This window comes from Lysobacter sp. A421 (assembly GCF_054052145.1).
In genome coordinates this window covers 374,305-393,456 of the sequence record NZ_JBSVRL010000001.1, presented here as the reverse complement: position 1 = coordinate 393,456, position 19,152 = coordinate 374,305, and the positions used below count along the sequence as shown (strand labels likewise).

20 protein-coding genes and 1 pseudogene are annotated in these 19,152 nt (G+C 64.1%); 5 read left to right on the top strand and 16 right to left on the bottom strand.

Features of this window, described 5'->3' with window-relative positions; all coding sequences use genetic code 11:
* Positions 1-238 precede the first annotated feature (238 nt).
* Positions 239-2,728 (top strand): TonB-dependent receptor plug domain-containing protein, encoded by a 2,490-nt coding sequence (locus ACW7G6_RS01855; RefSeq protein WP_456997432.1) that lies wholly within the window; start codon positions 239-241, stop codon positions 2,726-2,728.
* Positions 2,729-2,841: 113 nt separating this feature from the next.
* Here the strand turns inward: ACW7G6_RS01855 and ACW7G6_RS01850 are convergent, their stop codons facing one another.
* From ACW7G6_RS01850 to ACW7G6_RS01800, 11 genes and pseudogenes are all read right to left on the bottom strand, one after another.
* Positions 2,842-3,564: a glutathione S-transferase gene (locus tag ACW7G6_RS01850; RefSeq protein WP_456979184.1), complete on the bottom strand. Its 723-nt coding sequence runs from the start codon at positions 3,562-3,564 to the stop codon at positions 2,842-2,844.
* Between the two features lie 35 nt (positions 3,565-3,599).
* Positions 3,600-3,911 carry an Mpo1-like protein gene (locus ACW7G6_RS01845; protein WP_456997431.1) on the bottom strand — a complete coding sequence of 104 codons (312 nt, stop codon included), beginning with the start codon at positions 3,909-3,911 and terminating at the stop codon, positions 3,600-3,602.
* 65 nt (positions 3,912-3,976) lie between these two features.
* Positions 3,977-4,360, bottom strand: coding sequence for a PH domain-containing protein (locus ACW7G6_RS01840; RefSeq protein ID WP_456997430.1), 384 nt, complete (start codon positions 4,358-4,360; stop codon positions 3,977-3,979).
* Between the two features lie 14 nt (positions 4,361-4,374).
* Entirely contained in the window at positions 4,375-4,632 is a 258-nt protein-coding gene (locus ACW7G6_RS01835) for a hypothetical protein (RefSeq protein ID WP_456979181.1), read from the bottom strand.
* 10 nt (positions 4,633-4,642) lie between these two features.
* Complete coding sequence (locus ACW7G6_RS01830; RefSeq protein WP_456979180.1) at positions 4,643-5,110, bottom strand: RDD family protein; 468 nt, start codon at positions 5,108-5,110, stop codon at positions 4,643-4,645.
* A gap of 373 nt (positions 5,111-5,483) precedes the next feature.
* Complete coding sequence (locus ACW7G6_RS01825; protein ID WP_456997429.1) at positions 5,484-5,882, bottom strand: GFA family protein; 399 nt, start codon at positions 5,880-5,882, stop codon at positions 5,484-5,486.
* 88 nt (positions 5,883-5,970) lie between these two features.
* On the bottom strand, positions 5,971-6,414 hold the full coding sequence (locus ACW7G6_RS01820) for a DUF2846 domain-containing protein (protein ID WP_456979178.1): 444 nt from the start codon (positions 6,412-6,414) through the stop codon (positions 5,971-5,973).
* Between the two features lie 94 nt (positions 6,415-6,508).
* Positions 6,509-6,811 (bottom strand): hypothetical protein, encoded by a 303-nt coding sequence (locus ACW7G6_RS01815; RefSeq protein ID WP_456979177.1) that lies wholly within the window; start codon positions 6,809-6,811, stop codon positions 6,509-6,511.
* A 76-nt stretch (positions 6,812-6,887) separates the two neighbouring features.
* Complete coding sequence (locus ACW7G6_RS01810; RefSeq protein ID WP_456997428.1) at positions 6,888-7,127, bottom strand: hypothetical protein; 240 nt, start codon at positions 7,125-7,127, stop codon at positions 6,888-6,890.
* 164 nt (positions 7,128-7,291) lie between these two features.
* Positions 7,292-7,918 (bottom strand): glutathione S-transferase family protein, encoded by a 627-nt coding sequence (locus ACW7G6_RS01805; protein WP_456979175.1) that lies wholly within the window; start codon positions 7,916-7,918, stop codon positions 7,292-7,294.
* Positions 7,919-7,933: 15 nt separating this feature from the next.
* Positions 7,934-8,101 (bottom strand): annotated as a pseudogene (locus ACW7G6_RS01800) (DUF1615 family protein); the annotation flags it as partial.
* Here ACW7G6_RS01800 and ACW7G6_RS01795 point away from each other — a divergent pair.
* Both ACW7G6_RS01795 and ACW7G6_RS01790 read left to right on the top strand, forming a co-directional pair.
* Positions 8,028-8,567, top strand: a complete 540-nt coding sequence (locus ACW7G6_RS01795; protein WP_456997427.1) for a S8 family serine peptidase — start codon at positions 8,028-8,030, stop codon at positions 8,565-8,567. The pseudogene ACW7G6_RS01800 and the gene ACW7G6_RS01795 overlap by 74 nt on opposite strands.
* Positions 8,568-8,701: 134 nt before the next feature.
* Entirely contained in the window at positions 8,702-9,838 is a 1,137-nt protein-coding gene (locus ACW7G6_RS01790; protein WP_456979173.1) for a peptidoglycan DD-metalloendopeptidase family protein, read from the top strand.
* Between the two features lie 10 nt (positions 9,839-9,848).
* Here the strand turns inward: ACW7G6_RS01790 and ACW7G6_RS01785 are convergent, their stop codons facing one another.
* The 3 genes from ACW7G6_RS01785 to ACW7G6_RS01775 all read right to left on the bottom strand — a co-directional run bounded on the left by ACW7G6_RS01785 (position 9,849) and on the right by ACW7G6_RS01775 (position 14,096).
* Positions 9,849-10,934 (bottom strand): DUF1615 family protein, encoded by a 1,086-nt coding sequence (locus ACW7G6_RS01785; protein ID WP_456997426.1) that lies wholly within the window; start codon positions 10,932-10,934, stop codon positions 9,849-9,851.
* On the bottom strand, positions 10,931-11,884 hold the full coding sequence (locus ACW7G6_RS01780; protein WP_456997425.1) for a glutaminase: 954 nt from the start codon (positions 11,882-11,884) through the stop codon (positions 10,931-10,933). The genes ACW7G6_RS01785 and ACW7G6_RS01780 overlap by 4 nt, the downstream gene beginning before the upstream one ends.
* Positions 11,885-11,981: 97 nt before the next feature.
* Positions 11,982-14,096, bottom strand: a complete 2,115-nt coding sequence (locus ACW7G6_RS01775; RefSeq protein ID WP_456997424.1) for a M13 family metallopeptidase — start codon at positions 14,094-14,096, stop codon at positions 11,982-11,984.
* Between the two features lie 119 nt (positions 14,097-14,215).
* On the opposite strand from ACW7G6_RS01775, the gene ACW7G6_RS01770 reads away from it, so the two are divergent.
* Positions 14,216-16,183 carry a DUF885 domain-containing protein gene (locus ACW7G6_RS01770; protein WP_456997423.1) on the top strand — a complete coding sequence of 656 codons (1,968 nt, stop codon included), beginning with the start codon at positions 14,216-14,218 and terminating at the stop codon, positions 16,181-16,183.
* On the top strand, positions 16,180-17,235 hold the full coding sequence (locus tag ACW7G6_RS01765) for an ornithine cyclodeaminase (protein ID WP_456997422.1): 1,056 nt from the start codon (positions 16,180-16,182) through the stop codon (positions 17,233-17,235). Before ACW7G6_RS01770 ends, ACW7G6_RS01765 begins: the two co-directional genes overlap by 4 nt.
* Positions 17,236-17,329: 94 nt before the next feature.
* On the opposite strand, the gene ACW7G6_RS01760 is transcribed toward ACW7G6_RS01765, so the two are convergent.
* Together ACW7G6_RS01760 and prpF are read right to left on the bottom strand one after the other, a co-directional pair.
* Positions 17,330-17,800 (bottom strand): FKBP-type peptidyl-prolyl cis-trans isomerase, encoded by a 471-nt coding sequence (locus ACW7G6_RS01760; RefSeq protein ID WP_456997421.1) that lies wholly within the window; start codon positions 17,798-17,800, stop codon positions 17,330-17,332.
* A 156-nt stretch (positions 17,801-17,956) separates the two neighbouring features.
* Positions 17,957-19,144, bottom strand: a complete 1,188-nt coding sequence (prpF, locus tag ACW7G6_RS01755; protein WP_456997420.1) for a 2-methylaconitate cis-trans isomerase PrpF — start codon at positions 19,142-19,144, stop codon at positions 17,957-17,959.
* Positions 19,145-19,152: the final 8 nt, after the last annotated feature.

The window sequence follows — 19,152 nt, the reverse complement described above, 5'->3', positions numbered from 1 at the left end:
TGGCTAACACCCGTTTTTCTATTGGCGGACTTTGGCGGCTTGTGCCTAAGCTCGGGTCGTGTCATGGACGGAAGAACCCCGTGCCCGACCAGTATGTGCCGCTGTCGGGGCACAGGTCCGCGCGCCGCTTGAACCGGTTCCATGGCCGACTGTTGGGGGGCATCCGTTGCACGGTCAAGATGATGTGACTGCTTTGGCCGTGGTGGTTTCATGACACGTAACGCTGGGAGCACTTTGCATGAATGATCGCTTGGGTCGGAATATCCCCACTTTGTTGGCTGCGTCGGTGCTGCTTGCACTGGCCGGTATGGCAACCGCGCAAGACCTGGAAAACGCGGACCAGACAAACACCGCCCAGGACACCAAGTCCGAAGCTGCGACAACCGCCAAAGCCTTGGACATGGCCACGGTCATCGTGACAGGCACGCGCATCAGCGATCGCACGCAGGCCGAGTCGCTGGTACCGATCGACGTGATTCCCAGCGACGTCTTGACCCAGTCCGGCGCCATCGACCTGGGCAGCGCGCTCGACCTCGTCGTTCCGTCGCTGAATTTCCCGCTCGCGTCCATGTCCGATACGTTTGCTTTCACGCGGCCCTTCCAGATGCGCGGCCTCAACAGCGACCAGGTGTTGGTGCTGGTGGACGGCAAGCGTTGGCACGCCAGTGCGCTGATGTTGACGCTCGGCCAGGTCGGCCAAGGCTCCCAGGGCGTGAACATCAGCACGATCCCCATTGGTGCCATCGACCACATCGAGGTGCTGCGTGATGGTGCCTCGGCACAGTACGGCTCGGATGCCCTTGCGGGCGTCATCAACATCATTCTGAAAAAGGGCCCGGAAGGCGGCCAAGTGCAAGCCAGCTACGGCAAATACTCGGCAGGCGACGGTGACCGGTCCCGGGTCCAGGCCGACATCGGCTTTGCACTTGGTGCGGATGGATGGTTGCGGCTTTCTGCGGAGGTGGGCGATCAGCAGCCCACCAACCGTGCGGGGCTGGATAACAGGCCAGGCTTTACCGAACTGGGAAAGAAGTTCCAGGTAGGCATCCCGAAATCCGAGAGCTACAACACCTTCCTCAACTGGGGCTATGATTTCACGCCGAGTGTGAGTCTGTATGGTTCCGGGCATTACGGCATGCTCATGGCCGAGCCCATGGCGTTTTACCGTTATGGCGCCAATGCACCGGAACCGAAAGATGACCTGATGCAGTATATCTTCCCGGATGGCGATGGCTTTCAACCGGTGGAACACGGCGAGTCGAGGGACAAGAGTTTCGTCACGGGGCTGCGCGGTTATACCGATAGCGGCTGGAGCTGGGATGTCAGTGCCAACTGGGGCGCCAACCGCGTGTCCTATGGCACTTTCAATACAGTCAACTTCGCCTACTGGAACGACTTTGGCTACAGCCCCACGGATATTCACGACGGCACCCTGACTTCATCACAATCCACGTTTGATGTGGCCATTGCCAAACCGCTGGGGGACAACTGGGATCTTGGCTTTGGTGTGCAGTATCTGCACCAGAGATACGAGATCGTCGAGGGTGACCTTGCCTCGTGGTACGTGGGCAATTCCGGGATCACCGGTGCTGCCCAGGGTTTTGCCGGCTGGGGGCCACAGGACGCGAGCGACAATTCGAGGAATTCCATTGCCGAGTACGTGCAGTTGGAAGGGAATATTACGGAGCGGCTGAGTACCTCCCTTGCGGTGCGTCATGAAGATTACTCGGATTTCGGGACCAACGTGTCCTACGCGTTATCCGGACGCTACGACTTTGACAACGGATTCGCCCTGCGCGGGACGGTTTCCACCGGGTTCCGCGCCCCGGGCCTGGGACAACAGCATGGCTCGGCAACCACCTCCGTGTCCTATCCAGAAGGCAACTCGCTGGGCCTGCCCGAGGGAATCTACCTGCGTGGACTGGTGCCGGTTAATAACGAATTGGCCGTGCTGCTTGGCAGTGAGCCTCTGAAGGCGGAAACCTCGAAGAGCTTCACCATTGGTGCGGTTTGGAACCCGATCCCTGCACTCACCACAACGGTGGATCTGTACCAGATAGACCTCGATGACCGCATCCTGATGTCGAGTTCGATGTCGCTCGTGGCCGATTCGGTCCAGGACTACCTGGCGGACAACGGTGTTTCCGACCCGCAGTTTGTTGCCCTTGCCTACTTCACCAACGCTGCGCAAATGCGCATCCGAGGTATCGGCATGGTCACCAATTACTTCACGGAACTTGCCAACGGCGGGGAATTCGAGACGACCGTCAACTGGTCGTACCACAAGAACGAGGTGACCGGCGTTCGTCCGAACCCTGCGGTACTCGAAGCGCTGGGTGATGTCGGCTTCAACCGCATCACCCGCAGTCAGACAAAAGGATTGCTCGCCGACCAGATGCCCCGCTCCAAGTTCATCTGGACCAATACCTACAAGAAGGACCACTGGGGAATCACCGGAACCGCCCTGCGCTACGGAGGCGTGACCGAATACAGTTCTACCGACGCTATCAACGACGACATATACCCGGCCAAATGGATCCTCAACACTGCCGTTGATTATTACAGTGATCGTTGGACATTCACCCTGGGCGCCGACAATATCCTCGATACCTACCCACAAAAGGCGCCCGAAGGCAGCGATTTCCACGGCATATTCCCATATCCGAGCAGCTCACCGTTCGGCTCCCAGGGAGCCTTCGTCTACGGGAAGGTCAGTTACCGCTGGTAACCAGCAGCCCTATCAAAGAGGAGTCAGACCCCGCGGGTCAGCAAGCGACGTAAGTCGCGACCTGTGGGTCGTCTGCACGGTTGGGTGGGTCGCGACTTACGTCGCTCCTACAATCAGTCGTCCAGTTCAGGATAATGACGGAAGATGCCGTTCTCGTTGAACGGCAGGCGGCGCGCGGATGCCAGATAGGCGGCGATGTTGGGCCGCTCGGCGACCGAGTCCGCCAATGCCAGCACTTTGGGTAGGTCGCCTTGGAGCCGCTTCATCGCCTTGGGAAACGCGTAGCGCAATCCGGCCACCAGCTGGAACAGGGACAGGTCCACGTAGGACAGTCGCGCGCCGACCAGGTACTGCGCGCCGCCGGGGTTGTTAGCCAATACCTGTTCGAAATAGCCCAGGAACTTCGGGATGCGCTGATCGCGGAAGTCGCGCGCACGCTTGGCTGCCTCGGGTTTCTGGTTTTCGTAGTACTCGCCCGCCCCGAGCGGATGATGCACGTCGTGCGCCTCGGCCACGATGTCGGCGACTGTCAGTTCCAGCTGATGCGTCCACAACGAATCCGCCGGGTTGTCGGAGACCAGCCCCAGCGGCGGGCCGAGGAACTGCAGGATGTTGGCGACCTGCGCGATCACCACATCGCCAACCTTGAGGAACGGCGGCGCGAACGGCGGGCGCTCGGCACTGTCGTCATCCAACCCGCGCTGCACCGCTTCCACGCCGCCAGCGGCCTCGTCGTTGCCCACGTCCACGTAGTCGGCGCCCGCCTCTTCCAATGCAAGGCGCACGAACTCGCCGCGTCCCGGTATCTCCGGCCAGTAATACAGTTCGTAGCGCATCGTCTGTCTCCTGTCGGTTCTGTTCGGTTCGAATGCTAGGGCCGGAGCTTGCCGGTGAGCATGTCCCACCACATGCGCCAATCGCCCAGAAAGCTCAACAACGGATACTGGAAGGTGGCCGGCCGGTTGCGCTCGAAGATGAAATGGCCGGCCCACGCGAATGCATACGCCTGCACCAACGCCACCAGCAGCAGCCACCACACTTGGGTGACGAGCGCGGCGACCAGCAGCAACAAGGAGATGCTGGTACCGACGAAGTGCAAACCGCGCGAGACCGGATGGGAATGCTCGCTCAGGTAGAACGGGTAGAACTCCGCGAAGTTGCGGTAACGCGTCGATCTATTCATGAAAAAAGCCTCGGGGCTGCGCCCTGCGCCGGGGAGGCGCCGGCAACGCGTTGTCGAGCAGGCCGTCAAATCACTCGACGCACACTTCCCATCGCGGACGGCCAGTGCCCCAAGGCACCGAGACGATCGCCGCCGGCAGCACCACCCGCAACCGTTGCCGCAATCTCCATCACCACCACCGGATGGATCAGGATCGATGCAAGCCGGGCGGCCCGGTTCTTGACGCTCGCCACCTGGGCGCTCAGCTCAAAACATACCCGGCAAGCACCGACTGCACCTCGTAGATGCTCAGTTTCTTGGTGAAGGTCTTCTGGATCGAAGTAGTCGCGGATGAGCTTGCAGGCGTGCTCCACCACCTCACCCGGCGCGAGCACCTGTGCGAATTCCTGCTGGATCGCAGCATTGTCGATCTTGGATGCGTTGCCGAGCAGTCCGTCAAAAAGCCCCATGGCCCCTTCTCCTGTTACCTATTGGCGCAGTCGACCTTGCGGAACTTGCGCTCACCGATGATCCACATGAGAACGCCAAACAGCGCGCCCCCGATGGACCAGACAATCGCAGAAATACAGATGAAGTTGACGCTGAGTTTGTCCCGATGCACGACGAACGTCATAACGATGAACATGATCAGTCCATAGGCCAGTACGCCGTTCACCAGCACGAACCGCAACATTCCCTTTTGCCGGGTTTCCTTCCACTTCTCGAGCTGTTCCGGTTTCATGCACCCGCCTTCAACTTTCGAACCGGACCGGCACCGGCCCGCGATGCGTCGAGCGCACAACCACGGTGCCCGCCAGCTTGTCGTGCCAGCCCTGTTTGCGCGGGTCGAACGCCACCCAGAACAGGCCTAGGCCCAGGGGAATCGACGAGACAAAGTACCCGAGGTACCGGATGACGGCCTGGCCCGTGGTCAGGGTCGCACCGGTCTTGGCGTCCACCACCCGGGCGGACACCGCCATCTTGCCGGGGGTGGCCTGCTTGTAGAGCCAGAACAGGATGACCGCCACCGCCGGCAGCACCCAGGAAATCAAGAAGTCCGCCGGGCCGGCGATGAAGGGCGCATCCGGGTCGGTGATGTAGCCCGCGCCATAGATTGCGAACAGAGCCGGCCAAGTGAGAAGCAGGAGGATGATGGTGTCGAGCAGTGAAGCGCCGACCCGGGGCCAGAACCCCACGTATTCAAGGCTGTTGTCCGTCATTGGATTCTCCAAAGGACATTGCAAAAAAATGCGACAACGAGGCCCACGCCTCCGGTCATCAATCCGGTCATTTCTATCCCCTATGTCAACCCGAAAATCCCCGTAGGAAGTAGACCACGTATGTATCTTCGACACCACGTGGGCCCGTACTAAACTAATCTGTAGCTAGATCAGGGGGGGAAGTCGAATGGCACGCCGAAAGTCCAGTCTGCTCGATGAAATCGCATCACTGCCGTGGTACGTCGGCTGAAACAGCGCGAGCAGGTGGTGACGATCCACCCGCGCGACGGAGCGCAACGCGGGCAATTTTCTTGGCAATTCCCATCGATGTTCCCTGTAGCGAAGCAAGCTCGGCTTGAACGAATCGTTTGCGTCAAACTCGGTCCGCTGGATGGTTGACGCCGTCATTGGTTGGAACATTCGGAATTTCAAACGGGTTGACCCCCACCAGGCAACCAACGTTGTAGCCGTACTGGCCTGGGTTGGAGCGACGCTGATGATGCGTGTAGATGCCGCAATTGGCGCAGAAATAGTGCTTTGCGGTGTGTGTATTGAATTGGTAGAGCTTCAGATGCTCTGCGCCCTTGACGATGCGGATGCCGTTCAAGGGAACCGAAGCGACAACCGCGCCTTTGCGCCGGCAGATGGAACAGTCACAGCGGCGCGGATTGACGATGCCGTCTGGCAGATCGAGCTCTAACTCCACTGAACCACAGTGACAAGTTGCCCGGTGCTTGGGCTGAATCTTGACGCCGCCAACTTCTCTGACCACTGAGAGTCTCCCTTGCGAGGCCTAGCGCTTGGCCGAATTATTAGGCGTCACCGGCATTGCAACCGCACAGCCGGTGACGCATGCATAGCTATTTTGCCAAGCGTGACTCAAGCACGTTCTTCTTCCCCTCCGCTTCGGAGACGACTTCCAGGTTCGCGCCACCGACGAAGACTCCTAGCTTTATGTACTGCCTGATGAAGTAGTTGATGCCGCCGTTAACGTCGAGCGTGAGCGCGTTATCGCTGAACTCGGACTCGGTGGAGAGTACGTGCTGGCCGGGCGCGACCTGTTTGTAGAAATAAACCTTATTCGCGCTTTCACCGAGGTACTCCCCGTCTACATACACGTCCTTTTTCAGGGCTTGGCCGGCGAGGCTGTTCCTATAGATATAGAGTGCCGCCTTATCGGCTGGAGGAGCAGCAAATGTCTTGAGAGCCGCATCTTGCGTTGCAGGAGCCATCGGGACGGATGCGCACCCGGAAGCGACCAGAACTGCAACGACAGAAGCACTAAACAGCATTTTCTTGAGCATGAGAATCCCCTTGTGTGTACATGGAACAACCGTGGTTTGACGCCTACTTCTTATCCGAACTGCGTAGTGGAGGCAAAGGCATGGCAAGCTTTTCCTATGCCTTTGCCGTAACGAAACGGTTGTCGACGCTGAGCGGGTTGGTCCAGATGCGGCGCAGGCGCTCGCGGACTTCGGGCTTGCGCAGATCGGCCAGGTCGATGCGCCCGGCGCTGGTGCTCCCGTCGCCGTGGGCGGAGGTGATCGGCCGCTCGAACATGTAGTCCTGCTGGGCCGTGGCGTGCGGGGCGTCGACGCCGAGCAGGTGGACAGGTCGATCAGGAAGCTGCGAGGTCGATAGCTCGATGAAGGCATCGGCGGCGGCGTTGTCAGAAGATCGGTTATCTGCGTCGTCGGCCACTATGGGTCCCCTGCCCTGCGGTTTTGTGATGCCGTTGGCAGGATACGCGATGGAGCTGCCAGGTCGCAGGCGGATGCTATCCGCTACACCCGCCGCAACAGATGGACGGCAGTTGCCGTACCTGGTCCGAGCTCACCGGATAACCGGCGTGGTTGATCAGCGAGACCAGCTCGACCGAATCGATCGAGGTCGCCACCCTCAGCAGCTGGCCGGTCGGATCAATGTCGACCAGCGCCGAAGGATCCACCTCGCAGATCGACGCCTCAATGGCATCGGTATCCGGCACCGCGCCAACAACGCTGATATGGAATTCCATCTGGATGACCTCGCCTGCGGACATCACATTGCCCGGACACCCCCATTGTCCGCCCCGCAACCGCCCCCGCCCTGACCCAGATCAAGCCAATGCCCCCCCACACCCACGCCCACGCAAGGTGTATTAGCCAAAGGCGTAATACACCGATCCGCAACACCTTTGTTTCAGTCGCCCGCCAGCAACGCCGCATCAAGTTCCGCAGCGCGCTGGAACGCCGGCCGGGCTTTCGCGCGCTCGATGTACTGCTTGATCACCGGGCTCTCCGGCACCAGGCCAAAGCCGGTCGTCCACGACAGCGCGACCCCCCAGAGCACGTCGGCGGCGCTGAAGCGCTCGCCCAGCATCCAGGGGCCGCGCGCAAGCTGCGCTTCCACCACCGCCAACATCGAGTCGTAGTCGCGGTACGGCGACATCATCGTCGCCGCGGCTTCGCGCTTCATTGAGCGATCCACCACCGCAGGCTCGAAGCACGAGGCGTAATACACCATCCAGCGCAGGTAGCTGCCGCGCTCGGGGTCGCCAATGGCCGGTGCCAGTCCCGCCTGCGGGAAGCGCTCCGCCAGGTGCAGGTAGATCGCGACCTGCTCGGTCACCACCGTGTCGCCGTCAACCAGCGTCGGCAATTTGCCAAGCGGATTGAGCGCGAGGAACTCCGGCCGGCGCTGCTCGCCGGCCTGCAGGTTCACCAGTTCGACCCGGTAGTCGACGCCCAGCTCCTCCAGCATCACGCGGATACCGGCGGAACGGGAATGTGGATGGTGGTAGAGGGTCAATGCGGGGGTGCTGGTCATGCCGTTCTCCTGGGTTCAAAGCGCCATGCAGCGCCGGTAGCGGTCATCCACGCGGTTCGCGAACCACGCGGTGGTCAGCTCGCGGGTGATCTTGGGGCTTTGCAGTGTAATGCCGGGGATCATCGCGCGTGGCAGGGGCTTGCCGGCGCGGGCCTCGGCAAGCGCGAACACCCGCTCGAACAGCGCGGCATCCGGCTGGAACGGCCAGTGGCGTCCGGGCAACGACGGCAATCCGGCCAACTGGTGGAATGCCGATGACGTTCCGGACCCGACCTCGCCGATCGACTTCCATATCGCCGACTTCTCCAGCCGCGAGCTGGCGGGACAGGATCTGGACGTGGCCGCACCCGGCTCGTGGGTAGTGGGTCCCTACCAGTTGCAGAGCGCCAAGACCTCGTTCTTCTACCTCAGCGGCACCTCGATGGCGTCACCGCACGTCGCCGGCATCGCCGCGCAGATGCTGCAGAAGAACCCGGCGCTGGATCAGGCGGCGGTTGAGGTGATCATGGAAGCCGCGGCGATCCCGATGCCCGCCGGCTGCGCCGACCTGGCTCAACCGTCCGGCGTGGTGGTCGAAACCTGCTGGGGCGCGGACGCCACCGGCGAGGGCCTGATCACCGCCGACGCCGCGATCGGGCTGACGCCGTAACAGGACCGAAGCAACCGCCCGGCCTGGAGCCGGGCGGCTGCCGTGACCATCGGCACGCACATCGCGTAAGCGCCGCCAGTAATCTCGCTGGGCCTCTTCCAACCCAAGGTCCACGCATGTTCCGCGCCGCCCTCGTGATCGCCGGTCTTCTACTGGCGGGCCCGACCTTCGCCACTACTATCGATATCGCCGCGCCGACACCCCAGGTGCGCCATGCGTTCGACCTGCGGGTGCCGGTCGCGCCGGCACCGCTCCCGGTGGCCGGCACGCCACGGCTGGTGTACGAGTTGCACCTGACCAACTTCGCCCCGGACACACTGGCGCTGACCGGCCTGCAGGTGCTCGCGGGCGACGATGCGCGCCAGATCGCCGAGTTCGACACGGGGCAGCTCGCGCACCGCATCGGTCGACTCTCGCCCGAGGTCGACGATCCACTCCTGTTCGCGCCCGGCGCAAGCGCGGTGATCTACCTCGAGTTGCCGCTCGACGTGGCCGCGCCTCCGCGCGAACTGCTGCATCGCGTGGCGTTCGACGTCGTCGATGCACAGGGGCGCACCCCGGCGCGGATCACCGGCGCGCGCATCGCGCTGGATCGGCAGCCGCCGGCGGTGCTCGGTCCGCCGTTGCGCGGCGGCCCGTGGGTGGCGATCTTCGACGCGTCCTGGCCGCGCGGCCACCGGCGCATGGTCTATGCCGTCGATGGCACGGCGCGGATCCCCGGCCGCTACGCGATCGATTGGGTCCAGCTGGACGCGCAGGGCCGCGAGTTTCCACCCGGACACGAGGATGAGGCCGCCGCGCGGCACGGCTACAGCGAGCCGGTGCTGGCGGTGGCTGACGCGGTGGTCGCCGCCGTGCGTGACGGCATCGCCGAAAGCGCCACCATCAGCGGCCGGTCGAAGAACCCGCTGGGCAAGGCCGCCGGCAACTACCTCGCGCTGGACCTGGGCGACGGCCGCCACGTGCTCTACGAGCATCTGCAACCCGGCAGCCTTCGCGTCGCCGTCGGCGACCGCGTCGAGCGCGGCCAGGTGATTGCCGCGCTCGGCTTCACCGGCGACTCGACCGGGCCGCACCTGCACCTGCACGTCGCCGACGCCGCGGCGCCGCTGGGAGCCGAAGGCCTGCCCTACGTGTTCGACCGCTACCGGCTGCTCGGCCGCTACGATTCGATCGAGGCGGTCGGCTCGCAGCCTTGGCCCGATGCCGACGATGCCCCGCCGCAATACCGGCAACGACCGGCACCCCTGAGCGTGGTCGAGTTTCCCTGACCTGCCGGCATCAACGTGCCAAGCAGCGTCGGTAGCGGCCGTCGACCCGGGTGGCGAACCACGCGGTGGTCAGCTCGCGGCTGATCTTCGGACTCTCCAGCGTGATGCCGGGGATCATCGCCCGCGCCAGCGGCTTGCCGGCGCGGGCCTCGGCCAGCGCAAACACCCGCTCGAACAACGCGCTGTCGTTGAAGTCCAACCGGTCGCCGCGCTCCAGCGCGTCGCGGATGGCGTGGTCGTCCATGCCGAGTTGGCCGGCCAGCGCGCGCACCGCGCGCTCGGTCTCGCCCGGCCGGTCCAGTGGCGCGCCCGGTAACAGCAGGTCGCCATCCAGCGCCAGGGACTGCCCGCTCGCCAGCGCCACCGCGTTCTGGAATGCGGCGTTGCGGCTGGCGTACCAGCCGGCGTTGAAGTCGGCGAAGCGGTGCACCTTGCGCGTGTACGGGGTGGCGTAACCAAGCAGGTGGTCGATGCCGAAATACAGGCCGCCGCGGCGGGTGAACACCTCGTCGCGGATGCTGCCGTCGGTCGGGTACGGATAGCCGTTAGCGCGCGACTCGGCGAACGGGATCGACACCTGCATCGGGCCGCCCGTCTGCACCGGGTTGAAGCCGTCGAACAACCGCTCGCCCAGTGGCACGCGGCCGGTCAGGTCTTCGTAAAGTTCGCTCAGCTGTCGTTCGGTGCGCGCCGCACCCAGCCGCTCGTCGTAACTGCGGCCGTCCGACGAGTCCAGTTTGAGCGCGGCGGTGACCATGAACTTCGGTACATGCACCGCCGCGGCACGCCGTTCGATCTCGGCACGCGCGATCGCTGGCAGGTTGGCCACCGGCGGGTCGGCCTGGTAGCCGGACTCCTGCTCGATCACCGCCAACACCGCGCAGATGTTCTCCTCGATCGGCTCGATCTCCTGCGCCGCAAATGCCGCCTGGATGTCGGCCGCCCAGCCGGCGCGGTCGTCGACCTTGGCCGGGATCCGTCGGGCGATATCGGCACGCACCGCATCGGGCGCCGGCCCGGTGGGCCGCGGCGCCGTGGCGCAACCGGCCAGCACCAGCAGCAACCCAAGGGTGGCACCCCAGCGCAGGCGTCTCAAAACACCGACAGCCCGGTCATGTAAGCGAAGCGGTGCAGCGCATAGCCACCCAGCAACGAGTTGCCCTTCTCGTCCAGTCCCGGGTACCAGACGCACAGGCTCATCACGTGCGGCACCACCGCGACGATGCCGCCACCGACGCCGCTCTTGGCCGGCAGGCCGACGTAGAACGCGAAGTCGCCGGCGGCGTCGTAGGTGCCGGCGGTCATCATCAGCGAGTTGATCCGGGTCGACAATTGCTCGCTGACCACCCGCGTCCCCGAGATGCCGCAATGACCGCGCCGGGCCAGGTACTGCACGCTGCGCGCCAGATCCACGCAGTTCATCCGCAGCGAGCATTGCAGGAAGTAGAAGTCGAGCACGGCATCCACATCGTTGACAATGTTGTCGTAGCTGCGGATGAAATTGGCCGTGGCGATATTGCGGAAACCGCTCTCGCGCTCGGACCTGATGAGCGCCTCGTCAGCGCCCACCTCGACGCTGCCCGAGCGCGCCCGCATGAACTCCAGAAGCGCCTGCTCGGGGTGCGCGTAATTGGACAGGATGACGTCGGCCACCACCAGCGCGCCGGCGTTCATGAACGGATTGCGCGGGATGCCCATCTCGTATTCGAGCTGGATCAACGAGTTGAACGGGTCGCCCGACGGCTCCCGGTCCACGCGGTCCCACAGCGCATCGCCGACCGCATCCAGTGCCATCGTCAACGTATGGACCTTGGAGACGCTCTGGATCGGGAAACGCTCGCGCGCGTCACCGACCTCGTGCACGTTGCCGTCGCGGGTCACCAGCGCCATGCCGAAGCGGTCCAGCGGCACGTTGGCCAGGGCGTCGATGTAGTCGGCCTGTTTGCCCTCACCGAAACGGGCGCGGACCTCCTCATTGATGGTGCCAAGGATGTCCGGCAGGTCGAGCTCACTGAGATCGAACTGGGTCTGGATGGGTTCTGGCATGGTGGTGATTCAACTCCGGTGGCCGACCATGATGACGCCGGCGGGTGGACAGGCCAACCGCCGGCGCAACGGACTCACCGGTTTGCCGTGTTGCGGCTTACCAGATCCTGACGCGATCGGCCGGCGCGATCCACAGCGCGTCGTCCTCGGTGACATCGAACGCGGTGTACCAGGCGTCGATGTTGCGCAGCGGGGCAGCGGCACGAATCTGGCCCGGCGAGTGCGAGTCGCCGACCAGTTGCTGGCGCAGTGCGTCGTCGCGGTATTGGGTGCGCCAGACCTGCGCCCAACCCATGAACAGGCGCTGCTCGCCGGTGAAACCGTCGATCACCGGTGCCTCCTGGCCGTCCAGCGAGCGGCGGTAAGCCTCCAGCGCGATGGTCACACCGCCCAGGTCACCGATGTTCTCGCCCATCGACGCCTTGCCGTTGATGTGCAGGCCCGGCAGGGTCGGGAACTCGTAGGCTTCGTACTGGGCGCCAAGCCGTTCGGCCTGGGCCTCGAACTTCGCCGCATCATCGGCGGTCCACCAGTCGCGCAGCAGGCCATTGCCATCGGACTTGCGGCCCTGGTCATCAAAGCCGTGAATGATCTCATGGCCGATCACCGCGCCGATGCCGCCGTAGTTCACCGCCGGGTCGGCATCGGGATCGAAGAACGGCGGCTGCAGGATGGCGGCCGGGAACACGATCTCGTTCTTCACCGACGAGTAGTAGGCGTTGACCGTCTGCGGGGTCATGCCCCACTCGCCCTTGTCGACCGGCTTGCCGATGCGCACGCGGTCGTGCTCCCACTCGAACGCAGAGGAGCGTTCGGCATTGCCGAACACATCGTCGTTGGCGACCTGCAATGCGGCGTAGTCGCGCCAGGTGTCGGGGTGGCCGATCTTCAGGCCGAAATTGGCGAGCTTCTTGTGGGCCTCGGCCTTGGTCACCGGGCTCATCCACGCCAGTTGGTCCAGCCGCGCGCCCATCGCCGCCTTCACGTTGGCGACCAGGTCGTCCATCTTGGCCTTGGCGTCAGCTGGGAAGTACAGCTCGACATAGTCACGCCCGATCGCCTCGCCCATCGCGGATGCGGCGAAGGCAACCGCACGCTTCCAGCGCTCACGCTGCTCGGGCTGGCCGGACAGGAACTTGCTGCGGAACTCGAACTCCGCATCGACAAATGCCTTCGACAGCAGTGGCGCGGCATTGTCGGTGGTCTGGAACGCCTGCCAGGCCTTGAGGGTGTTCAGGTCGGTGTCGGCAAAGATCTGCGCGATCTTCGGGAACGCGGTGTCCTGGCGGATTACGGCACGCTCGGCATAGTCGACGCCGGCCGCCTTGAAGAACGCCCCCCATGGGAAGCCGGGTGCGGCCGCATCGATGTCGGCCAGCATCACCGGGTTGTAGGTCTTGTCGCGGTTGCGGCTCTCGGCGCGGGTCCAGTGCGCCTCGGCGATCTTCGTCTCCATTGCCATGATGGCGTCGGCGTTGGCCTGCGGTTGCTCCCAACCGGCCAGTTCCAGCATCTGCGCGATGTACTCGACGTAGCGCTCACGCTGCGGCGCGAAATTCTCATCCAGGTACATCTGACGGTCGCCCAGGCCCAGGCCGGATTGGCTGAGGTAGAGCGCGTAGGTGTCGGGGCTCTTCTGGTCGTCGGAAACGTAGGCACCGAAGAAGCTGCCACCGAAGTTGGCGTTGCGCTGGCCCATCAGGGCGGCAATGGCGTCCTTGTCATTGGCGGCGCGGATGGCATCCAGGTGCGGCTGCAGCGGCGCTGCGCCGAGCGCCTCGATGGCGGTCTGGTCCATGAAGCCGTGGTACAGCGCAGCGACCTTGGCCGCATCGCCGCCGGTCGCCGGGTCACCGAGCGCATAGCCCTCGACCAGCTGGTGCAGGCGCGCTTCCGACAGGTCGCGCAACGCGTAGAACGAACCCCAGCTGGAGCGGTCGGCCGGGATCTCGGTGTTCTGCGCCCAGTTGCCACTGACGTAGCTGAAGAAGTCCGCGCCCGGATCGACGCTGGGATCCATGCCGGCGGTGTCGATACCCCAAGTGCCGAAACGCTTGGCGGCGACGACCGCATCACCGCCGCCGGCGTTGTCGTTGGCCTCGAACAGGGTCTGGATGTCGCAACTGCCATCGATGCAGCGCTCCTGGGCGGCCAGTGGTGCAGACAGGCTCAGCGCGGCCGCAGTCGCGAGGCATAGCAGGGTCTTGTTCAAGGCGATCTCTCTCCGGGATAGACGATGGGCCGTAGCCGACTGGATGTTCTACAGTACCCGGTGCCCGCCGGGCAGTGCCGAACGTTGTAGCCGTCAGCACACACACCCATGGAGAAAACATGCGCACCCACCTGTTGAGTTCGGCCCTGCTCGCCGCTGTTGTCCTGGCCTTGCACGGGCCCGCGCCAGCCCAGGAACCCGTGACGACAGCTGCGCAAGCACCGGCCGAATCATTCAACGCGATGATCGACCGCCAAACGCAAGAGACCATCAACACCGATCCCGAGTTGCGCACAATGCTGGGCATCACCGGCGACGGCGTTGGCGACCTGTCCGATCAACTGGTGGACGTGTCCTTGCCCCGCCGCGCTGAGCTTCACGACAGACTTGCCCAATACCGTGCCGAGATAAAGGCGGTGGAACGCGACACCCTCGTCGGGCAGGAGCGCTTCACCCACGACATGACCATCTGGTTCTACGACCGGCAGTTGGAGTTGATGTCGCCCGACTGGGCGCCGGCCTGGCTGCCGCTGGGAAGCGTGTACGCGGTCGACCAGTTGTTCAGCAGTGCGGTGCAGCTGCCGGACTTCATGGACACCCACCATGTAGTTGTCGACGAGACCGACGCGCGCAACTACATCGCACGACTGGGGGCGATCGCGACCAAGCTCGATCAGATCGGCCAGAACCTCGACATGCAGGCCGGCCAGGGCATGGTGCCGCCGGCGGTCGCGCTGGAAGGTGCGGCTGAGCAGTTCCGCGGACTGCTGGAGCCCGAACCCGAACAGAGCCCGTTCGTGCTGTCTCTGGAACGCAAGCTGGACGCCCTGCCCGAGATGTCACCGGAGTTGCGCCAGACGCTGCTGGATGACGCCACCCGCGCCGTGGCCGAGCGCACCAATCCCGGCTACCGACGTCTGCTCGGCAAGTTGCAAGCGGCGCTGGCCACGGACCCCGGCAACAACGGCATCTGGTCCGTGCCCGGTGGGGACGCGTACTACAACGCCGCGCTGCGCTGGAACACCAGCACCGACCTGGACGCCGACGAGATCCACCGCATCGGCGTGGCCGAGGTCGCCCGCATCGAGCGCGAGATGGATGCGTTGCTGACCTCGCAGGGCTACGCCGACGGCACCGTGGCCGAAAGAATCAAGACCCTGGCTGATGTGCCCGCGCTCAATTACGAGGACTCCGATGCCGGACGCACCGAACTGCTGGCCGACATCGATCGCATCCTGGCAGCCATCGAGCCGCAGGTGCCCGAGTATTTCAGCCGAGTGCCCACCCAGGCGCTCGAAGTCAAGCGAGTGCCGGAACACGCCGAGCAGAGCGCTCCTGGCGGTTACTACTACCCGCCAGCGCTGGATGGCTCGCGGCCAGGCACCTTCTACATCAACCTGGCCGACATCAACGCCAACACCCGCTGGAATCTACCGACGCTGGTCTACCACGAGGGCTCGCCCGGGCATCACTTCCAGATTTCACTCGGCCAGACCATCGAAGGCCTGCCTTTCCTGCGTCGCAACCTCAACCCCAGCGCCTATACCGAGGGGTGGGCCTTGTACGCGGAGCAACTGGTCGACGAGATGGGCGTCTACGACGACAACCCGATGGGCAACCTCGGCCGCCTGCAGGCCGAGATGTTCCGCGCCGTGCGCCTGGTGGTGGACACAGGCCTGCATCGCAAGCGCTGGAGCATGGAGCAGGCGATGGACTACATGGCCGCCAATACCGGCATGACCCCCAGCGAGGTGCGGATCGAGATCAGCCGCTACCTGGTCCAACCCGGTCAGGCCACGTCCTACAAAATCGGCCATATGAAGCTGGTGCAGATCCGCGAGCGCGCCCGCAAACGCCTGGGTGAGGAATTCGACATCCGCGCCTTCCATGACGTGGTGCTCGGCAATGGCGCCCTGCCGCTGATGGTGCTGGAGAAGGTGGTCGAGGAGTGGGCCGCCTTACTCGCGGAAGGTCTGCAGGTGCACGCCGGCCTCGCTGGCGCTGATGCCGGGGATCTTGCGGATGCGCCGACGACCACACCGTCGCCCTCAAGCTCCATCCCCATGCTCAACGAGGAGTCTTCATGACCACCCTGCTCACCACCCACGATGTCGCCAGGATTGTCGCCACCCACGGCCTGCCGACGATGCTCGGTCGCATGGTCGAGTACATCGAAGCCGACTTCGGCCGCTGGAACGACTTTGACAAGACCGCCCGCACGGCTGCCCACTCCGATGTCGGCGTGATCGAGTTGATGCCGGTCGCCGACGACAAGGAATACAGCTTCAAGTACGTCAACGGACACCCTGGCAACTACCGGCACGGCCTGTCGACGGTGATGGCGTTCGGCGCCCTGGCCGATGTCGACACCGGCATGCCGACCGTGCTCAGCGAGCTGACCCTGACCACCGCGATCCGCACCGCCGCGACCTCGGTGATGGCCGCCAAGCGGCTGGCCCGCAAGAACTCGAAGGTGATGGCGCTGATCGGCAACGGTGCCCAGAGCGAGTTCCAGGCGCTGGCCTTCCACCACCTGCTGGGTATCGAGGAAGTGCGTCTGTTCGATGTCGACCCGGGCGCCATCGACAAGCTCGCCGCCAACCTCGCCAGCGCCGCACCCGGCCTGCGTGTCGTCCGCAGCGCCAGCACCGCCGATGCTGTGCGCGGCGCCGATATCGTCACCACCGTCACCGCCGACAAGAAGAACGCCACCATCCTGAGCGCGGCGATGATCGAGCCGGGCATGCACGTGAACGCCGTCGGCGGCGACTGCCCGGGCAAGACCGAGCTGGACCCGCAAATCCTGCTGCGCGACGACGCCCGCACCTATGTGGAGTTCGAGCCGCAAAGCCGCATCGAAGGCGAGCTGCAGCACATGACCGAGGACTTCCGGGTCACCGAGTTCTGGCGCGTGGTCGGAGGCGAGGCCGAGGGCCGCACCAGCGACACCGATGTCACCATCTTCGACTCGGTCGGCTTCGCCCTGGAGGATTACGCCTCCTTGCGCCTGATGCGCGATTGCGCCGCCGAGCTGGACCTGGGCCGCAAGATCGACCTGGTGCCGGTGATGGAAGACCCGAAGGACCTGTTCGGCCATCTGGTGGGAACGGCGCTGGCGCAGGAAGCTAAAGCGGCCTGACAAATCGCCGCAAACCTTGCGGCGTTATTACCTTACGAAACATCACTCCGCGGACGCGTAGACACGCGCGTCCGCGGATGGCTTTGCCGGGTAATCAGGCAGCCGAAGCTACATGCCCGTTGTTCAACTCTTCCTCGGTCGCTTCCCTCACTTCGACCACATCGACCGCGAAGTGCAACTGCTGGCCGGCGAGCGGGTGATTGCCGTCAACGACCACTTCCTCAGGCTCCACCTTGGTCACGGTCACCAGCAGCGGACCTTTCTCGGTACGTGCCTCGAACTGCATGCCGGGCTGCACCGACTCCACACCTTCAAACGCACTGCGCGGCACGGTCTGGATCAGGCCCTCGTGGCGCGGGCCATAGGCCTCTTCGGGCGCGACATCGGCGATGAGGCTGTCACCGGTCTTCTTGCCGAGCAAGGCCTTTTCCAGGCCCGGGACAATATTGCCGGCACCATGCAAATAGGCCAAAGGCGCATCCGTGGCGGATTTGTCGATCACCTCGCCAGCGTCATTGGTCAGGGTGTAATGAAAAGCGGCAACGCGTCGTTCTTCGATCTCCACGGGAAACCTCTCTTAGGGATAGTCAGGGGGTGTGCCGGTCGATTCACGGCGAGAGTGGGTGCTACCCCACCAGCGTAGAAAAGATGCACCGCAAGTGCAACCCGTCTACCGCGCCCCGGCGACCATCCAGTGAGAAAAACGCGTTTAATCCGTTTGTTATCCGGCCTCGAAGTCACCTGGCACCCGTACCGAGCCCTCCATCAGCACGCGTGCGCTGCGGCTCATTATCGCCTTGGTCACCTGCCACTGCTGTCCGTCCACCTGGACCGCTTCGGCGCCGACCCGCAACGTACCGGACGGATGCCCGAACGTCACCGAACTGCGTGCGCCACCACCCCCGGCGAGATTCACCAGCGTCCCGGAAATGGCGGCCGCGGTACCGATAGCCACCGCCGCGGTGCCCATCATCGCGTGGTGCAACTTGCCCATCGACAGCGCCCGCACGTTGAGGTCGATGTCACTTGCCGAAATCGTCTTGCCGCTGGAAGCGGTGTAGTCCGCAGGCGGCGCAACGAAGGCCACCTTGGGCGTGTGCTGCCGCTGCGCTGCTTCGTCGACGTGCGTGATCAAGCCCATCTTCACCGCACCGTGGGCGCGGATGGTCTCGAACATCGCCAGCGCCTTGTCGTCGCCATTGATCGCGGCCTGCAACTCGGTGCCGGTGTAACCAATGGCGTCCGCGTTGACGAAGATCGTCGGGATCCCGGCATTGATCATCGTCACCGTGAGCATGCCGACGCCGGGCACATCCAGCTCGTCGACCACGTTGCCGGTGGGAAACATCGCACCTTCGCCATCGGCAGGATCCATGAATTCCACCTGCACTTCCGCCGCCGGGAAGGTCACGCCGTCGAGCTCGAAATCACCGGTCTCCTGCACTTCGCCCGCGGTGATCGGCACATGGGCAATGATCGTCTTGCCGATGTTGGCCTGCCATATCCGCACCATGCAGATGCCGTCGGTCGGAATGCGCGCGGCATCCACCAGCCCATTGCTGATCGCGAACGACCCGACCGCAGCGGTGAGGTTGCCGCAATTACCACTCCAGTCCACGAATGCCTTGTCGATCGCGACCTGGCCAAACAGGTAATCGACATCGTGTTCCGGCCGCGCGCTGGCGCTGACGATCACCGTTTTGCTGGTGCTGGACGTCGCCCCGCCCATGCCGTCGGTCTGCTTGCCATACGGATCGGGACTGCCGATCACGCGTAGCAACAGCGCATCGCGCGCCGGACCCGGCACGCGCGCGACTTCGGGCAGGTCTTCAAGGCGGAAGAACACGCCCTTGCTGGTGCCACCGCGCATGTAGGTGGCGGGGATTCGTATCTGAGGTGCGTGCGCCATGTCCGCTT

What these genes read in the sequence shown, in the direction of transcription:
- prpF (WP_456997420.1), bottom strand. Translation starts at nt 19,144, where the DNA reads ATGGCGCACGCACCTCAGATACGAATCCCCGCCACCTACATGCGCGGT.
- ACW7G6_RS01845 (WP_456997431.1), bottom strand. Translation starts at nt 3,911, where the DNA reads ATGAATAGATCGACGCGTTACCGCAACTTCGCGGAGTTCTACCCGTTC.
- ACW7G6_RS01810 (WP_456997428.1), bottom strand. Translation starts at nt 7,127, where the DNA reads ATGGAATTCCATATCAGCGTTGTTGGCGCGGTGCCGGATACCGATGCC.
- ACW7G6_RS01795 (WP_456997427.1), top strand. Translation starts at nt 8,028, where the DNA reads ATGCCGGGGATCATCGCGCGTGGCAGGGGCTTGCCGGCGCGGGCCTCG.
- ACW7G6_RS01855 (WP_456997432.1), top strand. Translation starts at nt 239, where the DNA reads ATGAATGATCGCTTGGGTCGGAATATCCCCACTTTGTTGGCTGCGTCG.
- ACW7G6_RS01805 (WP_456979175.1), bottom strand. Translation starts at nt 7,918, where the DNA reads ATGACCAGCACCCCCGCATTGACCCTCTACCACCATCCACATTCCCGT.
- ACW7G6_RS01780 (WP_456997425.1), bottom strand. Translation starts at nt 11,884, where the DNA reads ATGCCAGAACCCATCCAGACCCAGTTCGATCTCAGTGAGCTCGACCTG.
- ACW7G6_RS01765 (WP_456997422.1), top strand. Translation starts at nt 16,180, where the DNA reads ATGACCACCCTGCTCACCACCCACGATGTCGCCAGGATTGTCGCCACC.
- ACW7G6_RS01835 (WP_456979181.1), bottom strand. Translation starts at nt 4,632, where the DNA reads ATGAAACCGGAACAGCTCGAGAAGTGGAAGGAAACCCGGCAAAAGGGA.
- ACW7G6_RS01820 (WP_456979178.1), bottom strand. Translation starts at nt 6,414, where the DNA reads ATGCTCAAGAAAATGCTGTTTAGTGCTTCTGTCGTTGCAGTTCTGGTC.
- ACW7G6_RS01840 (WP_456997430.1), bottom strand. Translation starts at nt 4,360, where the DNA reads ATGGGGCTTTTTGACGGACTGCTCGGCAACGCATCCAAGATCGACAAT.
- ACW7G6_RS01850 (WP_456979184.1), bottom strand. Translation starts at nt 3,564, where the DNA reads ATGCGCTACGAACTGTATTACTGGCCGGAGATACCGGGACGCGGCGAG.
- ACW7G6_RS01770 (WP_456997423.1), top strand. Translation starts at nt 14,216, where the DNA reads ATGCGCACCCACCTGTTGAGTTCGGCCCTGCTCGCCGCTGTTGTCCTG.
- ACW7G6_RS01830 (WP_456979180.1), bottom strand. Translation starts at nt 5,110, where the DNA reads ATGACGGACAACAGCCTTGAATACGTGGGGTTCTGGCCCCGGGTCGGC.